Source organism: Streptomyces sp. NPDC027663, from assembly GCF_055566415.1.
Genome location: NZ_JBVHSK010000005.1, coordinates 355,550 through 368,943, shown reverse-complemented (window position 1 = coordinate 368,943; position 13,394 = coordinate 355,550). Strand labels below are relative to the sequence as shown.

The 13,394-nt window shown below is 70.7% G+C and carries 12 protein-coding genes; 1 reads left to right on the top strand and 11 read right to left on the bottom strand.

Annotated features, from left to right (window positions below; translation table 11 throughout):
• Positions 1-128 precede the first annotated feature (128 nt).
• From pyrF to pyrR, 8 genes are all read right to left on the bottom strand, one after another.
• A complete protein-coding gene (gene pyrF, locus ACZ4SF_RS17200; RefSeq protein ID WP_468384869.1) occupies positions 129-974 on the bottom strand; it encodes an orotidine-5'-phosphate decarboxylase in 846 nt (281 codons plus the stop codon).
• Positions 975-979: 5 nt separating this feature from the next.
• Entirely contained in the window at positions 980-2,086 is a 1,107-nt protein-coding gene (locus tag ACZ4SF_RS17195) for a quinone-dependent dihydroorotate dehydrogenase (protein ID WP_468384549.1), read from the bottom strand.
• Between the two features lie 186 nt (positions 2,087-2,272).
• Positions 2,273-5,581, bottom strand: a complete 3,309-nt coding sequence (gene carB / locus ACZ4SF_RS17190) for a carbamoyl-phosphate synthase large subunit (RefSeq protein ID WP_468384547.1) — start codon at positions 5,579-5,581, stop codon at positions 2,273-2,275.
• Positions 5,574-6,731 carry a glutamine-hydrolyzing carbamoyl-phosphate synthase small subunit gene (gene carA / locus ACZ4SF_RS17185; RefSeq protein ID WP_468384544.1) on the bottom strand — a complete coding sequence of 386 codons (1,158 nt, stop codon included), beginning with the start codon at positions 6,729-6,731 and terminating at the stop codon, positions 5,574-5,576. The genes carB and carA overlap by 8 nt, the downstream gene beginning before the upstream one ends.
• Positions 6,728-7,288: a PH-like domain-containing protein gene (locus tag ACZ4SF_RS17180; RefSeq protein WP_468384541.1), complete on the bottom strand. Its 561-nt coding sequence runs from the start codon at positions 7,286-7,288 to the stop codon at positions 6,728-6,730. Before ACZ4SF_RS17180 ends, carA begins: the two co-directional genes overlap by 4 nt.
• Positions 7,285-8,571 (bottom strand): dihydroorotase, encoded by a 1,287-nt coding sequence (locus tag ACZ4SF_RS17175; protein WP_468384538.1) that lies wholly within the window; start codon positions 8,569-8,571, stop codon positions 7,285-7,287. The genes ACZ4SF_RS17180 and ACZ4SF_RS17175 overlap by 4 nt, the downstream gene beginning before the upstream one ends.
• A 4-nt stretch (positions 8,572-8,575) precedes the next feature.
• A complete protein-coding gene (locus tag ACZ4SF_RS17170; RefSeq protein ID WP_468384535.1) occupies positions 8,576-9,556 on the bottom strand; it encodes an aspartate carbamoyltransferase catalytic subunit in 981 nt (326 codons plus the stop codon).
• 90 nt (positions 9,557-9,646) lie between these two features.
• Positions 9,647-10,216: a bifunctional pyr operon transcriptional regulator/uracil phosphoribosyltransferase PyrR gene (gene pyrR, locus ACZ4SF_RS17165; protein WP_468384532.1), complete on the bottom strand. Its 570-nt coding sequence runs from the start codon at positions 10,214-10,216 to the stop codon at positions 9,647-9,649.
• 251 nt (positions 10,217-10,467) lie between these two features.
• On the opposite strand from pyrR, the gene bldD reads away from it, so the two are divergent.
• Positions 10,468-10,971, top strand: a complete 504-nt coding sequence (gene bldD / locus ACZ4SF_RS17160) for a transcriptional regulator BldD (RefSeq protein WP_014671524.1) — start codon at positions 10,468-10,470, stop codon at positions 10,969-10,971.
• A gap of 167 nt (positions 10,972-11,138) precedes the next feature.
• Here the strand turns inward: bldD and nusB are convergent, their stop codons facing one another.
• From nusB to ACZ4SF_RS17145, 3 genes are read right to left on the bottom strand one after another with little or no spacing between them, the layout of a single operon-like run.
• Complete coding sequence (gene nusB, locus ACZ4SF_RS17155) at positions 11,139-11,570, bottom strand: transcription antitermination factor NusB (protein WP_468384529.1); 432 nt, start codon at positions 11,568-11,570, stop codon at positions 11,139-11,141.
• Positions 11,571-11,572: 2 nt separating this feature from the next.
• The gene (efp, locus tag ACZ4SF_RS17150) at positions 11,573-12,139 is read right to left on the bottom strand and encodes an elongation factor P (RefSeq protein ID WP_201840382.1); all 567 of its coding nucleotides are present in this window, start codon (positions 12,137-12,139) and stop codon (positions 11,573-11,575) included.
• Between the two features lie 45 nt (positions 12,140-12,184).
• Positions 12,185-13,291 carry an aminopeptidase P family protein gene (locus tag ACZ4SF_RS17145; protein WP_468384525.1) on the bottom strand — a complete coding sequence of 369 codons (1,107 nt, stop codon included), beginning with the start codon at positions 13,289-13,291 and terminating at the stop codon, positions 12,185-12,187.
• Positions 13,292-13,394 lie beyond the last annotated feature (103 nt).

Below are 13,394 nucleotides of genomic sequence, written 5' to 3'. Positions count from 1 at the left end.
CGAGAACAGCGGAAAAGTCCTGGTCAGCCTCCGTCAGGCCGGACATTTGAGACATAATGCCCTCGATTTGAGGATGTATTCACACTCAAGTCGGCGCGATACCGCTCCACCGAGCCCACCGCCAGGGGTCAGGCGGCACGGACGGCTGCCTGGATCTCCGCCGCGAACCGCCCGGCCGCCTCCCGCAGCGCCGCGACGTCGGGACCGTGACGCAGAACACCCCGGCTGACGTTGGGCACGACGTTGCGGACAGCCGTCCCGAAGACCCCGGGCAGATCGGCCGGGGTCGCCCCCTGGGCCCCGATGCCGGGCGCGAGCAGCGGGCCGTTGATGTCCAGGTCGTACGAGGACAGGTCGCCGAGCGTGGCGCCCACGACCGCGCCGAAGGAGCCCAGCGGCTCCTCCCCCGCGTTCTCGGCCGCCAGGTGGGCCAGCATGGTCGCGCCGATGGTCCTGCCGTCCCCGCGCACGGCGTGCTGCACCTCGCCGCCCTCCGGGTTCGAGGTCAACGCCAGCACGAACAGCCCGGCACCGCTCTCCCGGGCCAGGGCCACGGCCGGGCTGAGCGAGCCGTAGCCGAGGTACGGCGAGACGGTGAGGGCGTCCGAGAACAGCGGGGCGTCCTTGTGCAGGAACGCCTCGGCGTAGGCGGCCATGGTCGAGCCGATGTCGCCGCGCTTGGCGTCCATCACGACCAGGGCACCGGCCGCGCGCGCCTCCTGCACCGACTTCTCGAGGACGGCCAGGCCGCGCGAGCCGAACCGCTCGAAGAAGGCGCTCTGCGGCTTCAGCACGGCCACCCGGTCGGCCATGGCCTCGACGACCGTGCGGCTGAACCGCTCCAGGCCGGCGACGTCGTCGTTCAGGCCCCACTCGGCGAGCAGGGAGGAGTGCGGGTCGATGCCGACGCACAGTGGGCCGCGCTCGTCCATGGCGCGGCGCAGCCGGGCGCCGAAGGGGTCCTGGGGGCTCATGCTGGTCATCGGGGCGTCCTCACGTCGGCGCCGACCGCGTCGGCGAGGGTGGCGTACGGGCTGTTGCGCAGACGGGCGGCGAGACCCTTGTGGATCGCGCGGCACCAGAAGGGGCCCTCGTAGATGAAGGCGCTGTACCCCTGGACCAGCGTGGCGCCGGCCAGGATCCGCTGCCAGGCGTCCTCGGCGGTCTCGATGCCGCCGACGCCCACCAGGGTGATCCGGTCGCCCACGCGCGCGTACAGGCGGCGCAGGACCTCCAGGGAGCGTGCCTTCAGGGGAGCGCCGGACAGGCCGCCGGTCTCCTTCACCAGGGCGGGCGCGGACCGCAGGCCGAGGCCCTCGCGCGCGATGGTGGTGTTGGTGGCGATGATGCCGTCCAGGCCCAGTTCCACGGCGAGGTCGGCTACCGCGTCGATGTCCTCGTCGGCGAGGTCGGGGGCGATCTTCACCAGCAGCGGGACGCGCCGGTTCGCGACCGTGCGGTCGGCGGCCTCGCGCACGGCCGTCAGTAGCGGCCGCAGCGCCTCCGTGGCCTGGAGGTTGCGCAGACCGGGGGTGTTGGGCGAAGAGACGTTGACGACCAGGTAGTCCGCGTACGGCGCGAGGCGCTCGGCGGACTTCACGTAGTCGGCGACGGCCTCCGCCTCCGGGACGACCTTGGTCTTGCCGATGTTGACGCCGACGACGGTCCTGAAGACCGGCTCGCGGGTGGCCAGGCGGGCCGCCACGGCCAGCGAGCCGTCGTTGTTGAAACCCATGCGGTTGATCAGCGCACGGTCCGCGACCAGCCGGAACAGGCGTTTCTTGGGGTTGCCCGGCTGCGGCTCCCCGGTGACCGTGCCGATCTCGACGTGGTCGAAGCCCAGCATCGACATGCCGTCGATGGCGACGGCGTTCTTGTCGAAGCCGGCGGCGAGCCCGAAGGGGCCGTGCATCCGCAGCCCGAAGGCCTCGGTGCGCAGCTCCTTGTACCGGGGGGCGAGCGCGGCGGCGACGAAGGTGCGCAGCACGGGGATCCGGGCGGCGAGGCGGATCCAGCGGAAGGCCAGGTGGTGGGCGGCTTCCGGGTCCATCCGGCGGAAGACCAGGCGGAAGAAGAGGTGATACATCGACTGTCCTCACACGGAGGGGGGACACCGTCTCCGGAGTCCCCCCTCATAGGCGGCTAGGGACCCGCGCCCCGAAGGGGCGCGGGGCGGCTTTGACATACGGCTCCGCCGCGCGGGCGCGACCGGCCACGGCCGGCCCGCAGCGTGGACACGGCCCGCGCGAAGCCCTGGTCGCGGGGCGAAGCCCTAGTCGCGGGCCGCGGTCAGGTGTTCCGCGTGTTCCTGGAGCGAGCGGACGCCCACGTCACCGTGGTTGAGGGCGTCGATGCCCTGGACGGCCGCCGCGAGCGCCTGGACGGTCGTCAGGCACGGCACGGAGCGGGCCACCGCGGCCGTACGGATGTCGTAGCCGTCGAGGCGGCCGCCGGTGCCGTACGGGGTGTTGACGATGAGGTCGACCTCGCCGTCGTGGATGAGCTGGACGATGGTCTTCTCACCGTTGGGGCCGGTGCCCTCGGACTGCTTGCGCACGACGGTGGCGTGGATGCCGTTGCGCTTGAGCACCTCGGCCGTGCCCGAGGTGGCGAGCAGCTCGAAGCCGTGCGCGACCAGCTCACGGGCCGGGAAGATCATCGAGCGCTTGTCGCGGTTGGCGACCGAGATGAACGCGCGGCCCTTGGTGGGCAGCGGGCCGTAGGCGCCCGCCTGCGACTTGGCGTACGCCGTGCCGAAGACGGAGTCGATGCCCATGACCTCGCCGGTGGAGCGCATCTCCGGGCCGAGGACGGTGTCGACGCCGCGGCCGTGGATGTCGCGGAAGCGCGACCACGGCATCACGGCCTCCTTGACGGAGATCGGCGCGTCCAGCGGCAGCTCGCCGCCGTCGCCGTGCTGCGGCAGCAGGCCCTCGGCGCGCAGCTCGGCGATGGTCGCGCCCAGCGAGATGCGGGCGGCGGCCTTCGCGAGCGGCACCGCGGTCGCCTTCGAGGTGAAGGGGACCGTCCGGGAGGCGCGCGGGTTGGCCTCCAGGACGTAGAGGATGTCGCCGGCCATCGCGAACTGGATGTTGATCAGGCCGCGCACGCCGACGCCCTTGGCGATGGCTTCGGTGGAGGCGCGCAGGCGCTTGATGTCGAAGCCGCCGAGGGTGATCGGGGGCAGGGCGCACGCCGAGTCGCCGGAGTGGATGCCGGCCTCCTCGATGTGCTCCATGACGCCGCCGAGGTACAGCTCCTCGCCGTCGTAGAGCGCGTCGACGTCGATCTCGATCGCGTCGTCCAGGAAGCGGTCGACGAGGACCGGCCGGGAGGGGCTGATCTCGGTCGACTCGGCGATGTAGGCGGCGAGGCGGGTCTCGTCGTAGACGATCTCCATGCCGCGTCCGCCGAGGACGTAGGAGGGCCGGACCAGGACCGGGTAGCCGATCTCGTCCGCGATGGCCTTGGCGCCCGCGAAGGTGGTGGCCGTGCCGTGCTTCGGAGCGGGCAGACCCGCCTCCTCGAGGACGCGGCCGAAGGCGCCGCGGTCCTCGGCCGCGTGGATGGCCTCGGGGGACGTGCCGACGATCGGCACGCCGTTGTCCTTCAGGGCCTGCGAGAGACCCAGCGGGGTCTGGCCGCCCAGCTGGACGATCACGCCCGCGATCGGGCCGGCCTGCTGCTCCGCGTGGACGATCTCCAGCACGTCCTCGAGCGTCAGCGGCTCGAAGTACAGGCGGTCGGAGGTGTCGTAGTCCGTGGAGACGGTCTCCGGGTTGCAGTTGACCATCACGGTCTCGTACCCGGCGTCGGACAGCGCGAAGGAGGCGTGGACGCAGGAGTAGTCGAACTCGATGCCCTGGCCGATGCGGTTCGGGCCGGAGCCCAGGATGATGACCGCGGGCTTCTCGCGCCGCGCGACCTCGGTCTCCTCGTCGTAGGAGGAGTAGAAGTACGGCGTCCTGGCGGCGAACTCGGCCGCACAGGTGTCGACCGTCTTGTAGACCGGGCGGATGCCCAGCGCGTGCCGGACCTCGCGGACGACGTCCTCGCGCAGGCCGCGGATCTCGGCGATCTGCTGGTCGGAGAAGCCGTGCCGCTTGGCCTCGGCGAGCAGGTCCGCGGTCAGCTCGGGGGCCTCGGCCAGCTCGTCCGCGATCTCCTTGATCAGGAAGAGCTGGTCCACGAACCACGGGTCGATCTTCGTGTACTCGAAGACCTCCTCGGGCGTGGCACCCGCGCGGATGGCCTGCATGACCGTGTTGATGCGGCCGTCGGTGGGCCGTACGGCCTCGTGCAGCAGGGCGTCCTTGTCGCCGGGCTCGCCGACGAACGTGAACTGGCTGCCCTTCTTCTCCAGGGAGCGCAGCGCCTTCTGGAAGGCCTCGGTGAAGTTGCGGCCGATGGCCATGGCCTCGCCGACCGACTTCATGGTCGTGGTCAGCGTGGAGTCGGCCTGCGGGAACTTCTCGAAGGCGAAGCGCGGGGCCTTCACGACCACGTAGTCGAGCGTCGGCTCGAAGGAGGCCGGGGTCTCCTGCGTGATGTCGTTCGGGATCTCGTCCAGCGTGTAGCCGACGGCCAGCTTGGCGGCGATCTTGGCGATCGGGAAGCCGGTGGCCTTGGAGGCGAGCGCCGAGGAGCGTGAGACGCGCGGGTTCATCTCGATGACGATCACGCGGCCGTCCTCGGGGTTCACCGCGAACTGGATGTTGCAGCCGCCGGTGTCGACGCCGACCTCGCGGATGACGGCGATGCCGATGTCGCGCAGGATCTGGTACTCGCGGTCGGTCAGCGTCATCGCCGGGGCGACGGTGATGGAGTCACCGGTGTGCACGCCCATGGGGTCGAAGTTCTCGATGGAGCAGACGACCACGACGTTGTCGTGCTTGTCGCGCATCAGCTCCAGCTCGTACTCCTTCCAGCCGAGGATGGACTCCTCCAGGAGCACCTCGGTGGTCGGGGACAGTGTGAGGCCCTGGCCGGCGATGCGGCGCAGCTCGTCCTCGTCGTGGGCGAAGCCGGAGCCGGCGCCGCCCATGGTGAAGGACGGGCGGACGACGACCGGGTAGCCGCCGAGGGTCTCGACGCCCTTGAGGACGTCGTCCATGGAGTGGCAGATGACCGAGCGGGCGGACTCGCCGTGCCCGGTCTTGCGGCGGACCTCCTCCACGACGGCCTTGAACAGGTCGCGGTCCTCGCCCTTGTGGATCGCCTCGGGCTTGGCGCCGATCAGCTCGACGCCGTACTTCTCCAGGACACCGTTCTCGTGCAGCGAGATGGCGGTGTTCAGGGCCGTCTGGCCGCCCAGGGTGGGCAGCAGGGCGTCGGGGCGCTCCTTGACGATGATCTTCTCGACGAACTCCGGGGTGATCGGCTCGACGTAGGTGGCGTCGGCGATCTCCGGGTCCGTCATGATCGTCGCCGGGTTGGAGTTGACGAGGACGACGCGCAGGCCCTCGGCCTTGAGCACCCGGCAGGCCTGGGTGCCGGAGTAGTCGAACTCGGCGGCCTGGCCGATGACGATCGGGCCGGAGCCGATGACCAGGACGGACTGGATATCGGTGCGCTTAGGCACGCTGGCCCTCCATCAGGGAAACGAAGCGGTCGAACAGGTAGGCGGCGTCGTGCGGGCCGGCTGCCGCTTCCGGGTGGTACTGGACGGAGAAGGCGGGCTGGTCGAGCAGCTGCAGCCCCTCCACGACGTCGTCGTTCAGGCAGACGTGCGAGACCTCGGCGCGGCCGAACTTCGTCTCGCTGACCTTGTCGAGGGGCGCGTCCACGGCGAAGCCGTGGTTGTGCGCGGTGACCTCGACCTTGCCGGTCGTGCGGTCCTGGACCGGCTGGTTGATGCCGCGGTGGCCGTACTTCAGCTTGTAGGTGCCGAAGCCCAGGGCGCGGCCGAGGATCTGGTTGCCGAAGCAGATGCCGAACAGGGGCGTCCGGCGCTCCAGGACGGCGGTCATCAGCGCGACCGGGCCGTCGGCGGTGGCCGGGTCGCCGGGGCCGTTGGAGAAGAACACGCCGTCCGGGTCGACCGCGTAGATGTCGTCGGCCGTGGCGGTGGCGGGCAGCACGTGCACCTCGATGCCGCGCTCGGCCATGCGGTGCGGGGTCATGCCCTTGATGCCCAGGTCGACGGCGGCGACGGTGAACCGCTTCTCGCCGACCGCCGGGACGACGTACGCCTCCTTGGTCGCGACCTCCTCGTAGAGGCTCGCGCCCTTCATGTGCGGCTGAGCCTGCACGCGCTCCAGCAGCTTCGCCTCGGGGGCGATCGCCTCGCCGGAGAAGACGCCGGCGCGCATCGAGCCGCGCTCGCGCAGGTGGCGGGTGAGGGCGCGGGTGTCGATGCCGGAGATGCCGACCACGCCCTGGCGCTCCAGCTCGTCGTCGAGGGAGCGCTTGGCCCGCCAGTTCGACGGCACGCGCGCGGGGTCGCGCACGACGTAGCCGGAGACCCAGATGCGGCTCGACTCGTCGTCCTCGTCGTTCCAGCCGGTGTTGCCGATCTGCGGGGCGGTCGCGACGACGATCTGGCGGTCGTACGACGGGTCGGTCAGGGTCTCCTGGTAGCCGGTCATGCCGGTGGAGAACACGGCCTCGCCGAAGGTCTCCCCCACGGCCCCGTAGGCGCGGCCGCGGAAGATGCGGCCGTCCTCCAGGACGAGTACGGCGGGAAGCGCCTTGTTCCTCTGAGAGGAGCTTCCCCTGGTGGAGGTCGTCATCGTGCGCCTTCCGTGTTGTCGGTCATCTGGTTCAGGGTGTCGACCCATGCGCTGTGCTCGGCCGAGTGGTCGGAGCGGAAGCCGGAGTCGATCAGTTTGTCGCCGTGTGCCCAGGTCACCACCAGCAAGCCGCCCTCGGTGAGGACCTTGCCGGCGATGCCCTTGTCCAGGCGGGCGCCGCGCAGTGCGGCGGTGGGGACGAAGAAGTCGGTCGCCCCCGGGCGCTCGACCTCCAGACCCTCGTCGGTCAGGGTGAGCTCGGCCCGGCTGCGGGTGCCCAGGCCGTGGGCCACGATGCGGTCCAGCCACTGCCCGGCGGTGGTGGAGCCGTGGTAGCGGCCGCTCATGCTCAGTCTGGCCGGGCCGGTCTCCTCCGGCGCGCTGGGCAGCGCGGGCAGGTCGCCCTGGAGGGTGCCGCGCCACTTCCAGCCCTCGCGCATCAGCCAGTAGACGAGCGCGATGAAGAGGGCGAGTCCGACGAGCCAGCCGATCCGCCCGGGCCAGTTGGTGACCTCGGCGGATTTCTGGGCCTCGGCCAGCAGGATTACAGGTGTCACGTGAGCTTCCCGTCGACGAGCGTGGCCTTGCCCCGCAGCCACGTGTGCGTCACACGGCCCGGCAGCTCACGTCCCTGGTACGGGGTGTTGCGGCTGCGCGAGGCGAAGCCCGCGGGGTCCACCTGGCCACGGTATGCCGTGTCGACGAGGGTGAGGTTGGCGGGCTCACCAGCCGAGACGGGACGGCCGTGCCCGGTGGCCTGTCCGATCTGCGCGGGCTTGACGGACATGCGGTCGGCGACGCCGGCCCAGTCCAGCAGGCCCGTGTCGACCATGGTCTCCTGGACCACCGACAACGCGGTCTCCAGGCCGACCATGCCCATGGCGGCGGCGGCCCACTCGCAGTCCTTGTCCTCGTGCGGGTGCGGGGCGTGGTCGGTGGCGACGATGTCGATCGTGCCGTCGGCGAGCGCCTCGCGCAGGGCGTGCACGTCCCGCTCGGTGCGCAGCGGCGGGTTGACCTTGTAGACGGGGTTGTACGTCCGCACCAGCTCGTCGGTGAGGAGCAGGTGGTGCGGGGTGACCTCGGCGGTGACCCGGATGCCGCGGGACTTGGCCCAGCGGACGATCTCGACGCTGCCGGCGGTCGACAGGTGGCAGATGTGGACGCGGGAGCCGACGTGCTCGGCGAGCAGCACGTCCCGCGCGATGATCGACTCCTCGGCGACGGCCGGCCAGCCGCCCAGGCCCAGCTCGGCGGAGACGACGCCCTCGTTCATCTGGGCGCCCTCGGTGAGCCGCGGCTCCTGCGCGTGCTGGGCGACGACGCCGCCGAAGGCCTTCACGTACTCCAGCGCGCGGCGCATGATCACGGCGTCGTCCACGCACTTGCCGTCGTCGGAGAAGACGGTGACGCCCGCGGCGGACTCGTGCATGGCGCCCAGTTCGGCGAGCTTCTTGCCCTCCAGGCCGACGGTGACGGCGCCGATGGGCTGCACGTCGCAGTAGCCGTGCTCCTTGCCGAGCCGCCAGACCTGCTCCACCACGCCGGCGGTGTCGGCGACCGGGAAGGTGTTGGCCATGGCGAAGACGGCCGTGTAGCCGCCGCTGGCCGCCGCGCGGGTGCCGGTCAGGACGGTCTCGGAGTCCTCGCGGCCCGGCTCGCGCAGATGGGTGTGCAGGTCGACCAGGCCCGGCAGCAGCACCTTGCCGCCGGCCTCGATCACCTCGGCGCCCTCCGTGCTGAGGCCCGTGCCCACGCCGGCGATGGTCTCGCCGTCGATCAGCACGTCCTGCGGCTCACCACCGAGCACCTTCGCACCGCGGATCAGGATCTTGCTCATGGTCTTACTTCTCCTCGGTGGTACGGGCGTGGGTGAGGGCGGGTTCGTTGCCGCCGAGCAGCAGGTACAGGACCGCCATCCGGATGGAGACGCCGTTGGCGACCTGCTCCACGGCGGTGCAGCGGTCGGAGTCGGCGACCTCGGCGGTGATCTCCATGCCCCGGACCATCGGGCCGGGGTGCATCACGATGGCGTGCTCGGGCAGCTTGGCCATGCGGTCGCCGTCGAGGCCGTAGCGCCGCGCGTACTCGCGCTCGGTCGGGAAGAAGGCGGCGTTCATGCGCTCGCGCTGCACGCGGAGCATCATCACGGCGTCGCACTTCGGCAGGGTGCTGTCGAGGTCGTACGAGACCGAGCAGGGCCAGGACTCGATGCCGACCGGCAGCAGGGTGGGCGGGGCGACCAGGGTGACCTCGGCGCCGAGGGTGTGCAGCAGGTCGACGTTGGAGCGGGCGACCCGGCTGTGCAGGACGTCGCCGACGATGGTGATGCGCTTGCCGGACAGGTCCTGGCCGAGACCGGTGTCGCGGCCGATCAGCCGGCGGCGCATGGTGAAGGCGTCCAGCAGGGCCTGGGTGGGGTGCTGGTGGGTGCCGTCGCCGGCGTTGACGACGGCGGCGTCGATCCAGCCGGAGTTGGCCAGGCGGTACGGGGCTCCGGAGGCGCCGTGCCGGATGACCACGGCGTCCACGCCCATGGCCTCCAGGGTCTGCGCCGTGTCCTTCAGGGACTCGCCCTTGGACACCGACGAGCCCTTGGCGGAGAAGTTGATGACGTCCGCGGACAGGCGCTTCTCGGCGGCTTCGAAGGAGATGCGCGTGCGGGTGGAGTCCTCGAAGAAGAGGTTGACGATCGTCCGACCGCGCAGGGTCGGCAGCTTCTTGATCGGCCGGTCGGCGACCCGGGCCATCTCCTCGGCGGTGTCGAGGATCAGGACGGCGTCGTCGCGGGTGAGGTCGGCGGCCGAGATGAGATGACGCTGCATCTGTCAGGCTCCGTAAGGCAGTTCATTCGGGAGGATTCGGGCAAACCAGTGCGCGGGTGGGCACGCCGAGGCGGCCCGGTGCCTGATCTGCTACTGGCCGGCCTTCACACCGAGCAGCACGGTGTCGCGACCGTCCTCCTCGGTGAGCTGGACCTTGACCGTCTCCCGCAGCGACGTGGGGAGGTTCTTGCCGACGTAGTCGGCGCGGATGGGCAGTTCACGGTGGCCGCGGTCGACCAGGACCGCGAGCTGCACCGCGCGCGGGCGCCCGATGTCGTTCAGGGCGTCGAGGGCGGCGCGGATGGTGCGACCGGAGAAGAGCACGTCGTCGACCAGGACGACCAGCTTGCCGTCGATGCCGTCGCCGGGGATCTCGGTGCGGGCCAGCGCACGCGGCGGGTGCAGGCGCAGGTCGTCGCGGTACATGGTGATGTCGAGCGAGCCGACCGGGATCTTGCGGTCGGTGATCTGCTGCAGTTTGACGGCGAGCCGCTGGGCGAGGAAGACGCCCCGGGTCGGAATGCCGAGGAGCACCACGTCGTCGGCGCCCTTGGCGCGCTCGACGATCTCGTGGGCGATGCGGGTCAGCACCCGCGCGATGTCAGGCCCCTCGAGAACGGGCCGGGCATCGGATGCATGCAGGTTTGCGTGCTTGTCCATACGAAACGGACCTCCTTCTCCGCCTCACGGGACGGACCTTAAAGGACGTCGGAATTGCGCCATCCACCGTAGCAGGTCCCCGGACGGCCTCGATCACCCCCTCGGCGTAACCGGCCGCCACTACCACGGAAGAGTCGGTGTGGACCATTCGGCTTGACGCATGAGAGTCACGCTGCGTAACCTCACAGTGAGTTACCAGCCGCGCGGCGGGAAGACAGCCGGCCGCGTCGACACAGTGTCCGGGGAGCTATATGTCCAGCGAATACGCCAAACAGCTCGGGGCCAAGCTCCGGGCCATCCGCACCCAGCAGGGCCTTTCCCTCCACGGTGTCGAGGAGAAGTCCCAGGGTCGCTGGAAGGCCGTGGTGGTCGGTTCGTACGAGCGCGGTGACCGTGCCGTGACCGTGCAGCGCCTTGCCGAGCTGGCCGATTTCTATGGCGTTCCTGTGCAGGAGCTGCTGCCGGGCACCACGCCGGGCGGCGCCGCCGAGCCGCCGCCGAAGCTGGTCCTGGACCTGGAGCGGCTGGCCACGGTACCGGCCGAGAAGGCGGGCCCCCTGCAGCGCTACGCCGCGACGATCCAGTCCCAGCGCGGTGACTACAACGGCAAGGTGCTGTCGATCCGCCAGGACGACCTGCGCACCCTCGCCGTCATCTACGACCAGTCCCCCTCGGTCCTCACCGAACAGCTGATCAGCTGGGGCGTCCTGGACGCGGACGCGCGTCGCGCGGTGGCCACGCACGAAGAGGCGTAGCCGCCTCCGAAAGCTCAGCAGAAACGTGCCGCCGGGGTGTCCGGAACTCTATGGTTCCGGACACCCCGGCGGCTTTCTGAGCGCGTCCCGGGGCGCGGAGGTCCGGATACACGCCGGAGGGCCCGCAGCACGCCTGCTGCGGGCCCTCCGGCGTTTGTCGTACCGGCTCAGGCGTCCCGGCGCAGCGTCGGCTTCAGCTCCTTGAGCCGGCCGAGCAGGCCGTTCACGAACGAGGGCGACTCGTCGGTCGAGAACTCCTTGGCCAGCTGCACCATCTCGTCCAGGACGACGGCGTCCGGGGTCTCGTCGACCCAGATCAGCTCGTACGCCCCCAGCCGCAGGATGTTGCGGTCGACGACCGGCATCCGGTCGAGCGTCCACCCCACCGCGTACTGGGCGATCAGCTCGTCGATGCGCGTCGCGTGCCCCGCGTAGCCCTCGACCAGCTGCATCGTGTACTCGCTGACCGGGGGCTGCCGGGTGTCGGACCGGGAGAGCCGGATCCAGTCGGCGAGGACCGTCAGCACGTCGGCGCCGCGCTGGTCGCCCTCGAAGAGGATCTGGAAGGCGCGCTTGCGGGCCGTGTTGCGGGCAGCCACGGTTAGCTGTTCACCCGGCCGAGGTAGTCGCTGGTGCGGGTGTCGACCTTGATCTTCTCGCCGGTGGTGATGAAGAGCGGGACCTGGATCTGGTGGCCGGTCTCCAGGGTGGCGGGCTTGGTGCCACCGGTGGAGCGGTCACCCTGGACGCCCGGCTCGGTCTCGGCGATGGTCAGCTCGACGGCGGCCGGCAGGTCGACGAAGAGCACCTCGCCCTCGTGCTGCGCGACGGTGGCCGTGAAGCCCTCGATCAGGAAGTTGGCGGCGTCGCCGACGGCCTTGCGGTCGATGTGCAGCTGGTCGTAGGTCTCCATGTCCATGAAGACGAAGTACTCGCCGTCCATGTACGAGAACTGCATGTCGCGCTTGTCGACAGTGGCCGTCTCGACCTTGACGCCGGCGTTGAAGGTCTTGTCGACGACCTTGCCGGAGAGCACGTTCTTGAGCTTGGTGCGCACGAAGGCCGGGCCCTTGCCGGGCTTGACGTGCTGGAACTCGACGACGGACCAGAGCTGGCCGCCTTCGAGCTTGAGCACCATGCCGTTCTTGAGGTCGTTCGTGGAAGCCACGGTTGCGGAATCTCCTGGACTGACGTACGACCCCGGGGTCACGCGCTACAGCGCGAGCAGCTCCTTGGTCGTGATGGTGAGTAGCTCGGGTCCGCCGTCCGCCTCGGGGCGTACGACGAGCGTGTCATCGATCCGGACGCCGCCCCGGCCCGGGAGGTGGACCCCCGGTTCGACGGTGACCGGCACGCAAGCGTCCAGTTTACCCATGGCCGCGGGCGCCAACTGCGGGTCCTCGTCGATTTCGAGTCCGACGCCGTGTCCGGTGAGCGGTGGCAGGGCCTCCGCATAGCCGGCGGCGTCCAGTACCTGGCGTGCCGCGCGGTCCACGTCGCGGTAGGCGGCGCCGGGTGCCAGGGACTCGCGTCCGGCGCGCTGGGCTGCGAAGACCAGGTCGTACAGCTGGATCTGCCAGTCGGCGGGTGAGGTGCCGATGACGAACGTACGGCCGATCTCGCAGCGGTAGCCGCGGTAGGTGGCCCCCAGGCACACGGAGAGGAAGTCCCCCTCCTCCACACGCCGGTCGGTGGGGCGGTGACCGCGCCGGCCGGCGTGCGGGCCGGTGGCCACCGAGGTCGGGAAGGCCGCACCGTCGGCTCCGTGGTCGACCAGTCGCCGTTCCAGCTCCAGCGCCAGGTGCCGTTCGGTGCGGCCGACCAGGATGGACTCCAGCAGCTCGCCGAGGGCCTGGTCGGCGATCTCGGCGCCGATGCGGAGGCAGGAGATCTCCTCCTCGTCCTTGACCACCCGGAGCTGCTCCACGGCGCCACCGAGGTCGGTGAGGCGGAGCCCCGGGACGACCGAGGTCAGCGCCCTGTGGCGGGCCACGGTGAGGTGGTGTTCCTCCACGGCCAGGGAATCGGCGCCCTGGGCCGCGCCCAGGTCGGCCGCGGTGACCGCCGGGTCGCCTCCGGGCGACGGGAGGACGTGCAGGCGCAGGTTCTCGTCCGGCCGGCCCTCGTACGGACGATCCTCGAGCGGGCCGACGCAGACGAGCATGTCTTCGCTCTTGCCGAGGAGCAGGACGGAGCCCCGCGGGGCTGCGGCGGCGAGGTAGCGCACGTTGGCGGGGCGGGTGACGAGCGCTCCCGCGGTGCCGGCCGCGTTGACGTGGTCCCTCAGCCGGGATCGGCGGTTCGCGTACACCTCTGACATGAGATGAGCGTAGGAGTTTTGTGTCGATTGTGCCGATTTGTGGAGGGCCGAGTGGGGCTTGGAGGGGGCGGTGCGGCTGTTTCCAGGGGCCGGTGAAGCGAGG

What these genes read in the sequence shown, in the direction of transcription:
- pyrF (WP_468384869.1), bottom strand. Translation starts at nt 974, where the DNA reads ATGAGCCCCCAGGACCCCTTCGGCGCCCGGCTGCGCCGCGCCATGGAC.
- ACZ4SF_RS17195 (WP_468384549.1), bottom strand. Translation starts at nt 2,086, where the DNA reads ATGTATCACCTCTTCTTCCGCCTGGTCTTCCGCCGGATGGACCCGGAA.
- carA (WP_468384544.1), bottom strand. Translation starts at nt 6,731, where the DNA reads ATGACGACCTCCACCAGGGGAAGCTCCTCTCAGAGGAACAAGGCGCTT.
- ACZ4SF_RS17175 (WP_468384538.1), bottom strand. Translation starts at nt 8,571, where the DNA reads ATGAGCAAGATCCTGATCCGCGGTGCGAAGGTGCTCGGTGGTGAGCCG.
- ACZ4SF_RS17170 (WP_468384535.1), bottom strand. Translation starts at nt 9,556, where the DNA reads ATGCAGCGTCATCTCATCTCGGCCGCCGACCTCACCCGCGACGACGCC.
- pyrR (WP_468384532.1), bottom strand. Translation starts at nt 10,216, where the DNA reads ATGGACAAGCACGCAAACCTGCATGCATCCGATGCCCGGCCCGTTCTC.
- bldD (WP_014671524.1), top strand. Translation starts at nt 10,468, where the DNA reads ATGTCCAGCGAATACGCCAAACAGCTCGGGGCCAAGCTCCGGGCCATC.
- ACZ4SF_RS17145 (WP_468384525.1), bottom strand. Translation starts at nt 13,291, where the DNA reads ATGTCAGAGGTGTACGCGAACCGCCGATCCCGGCTGAGGGACCACGTC.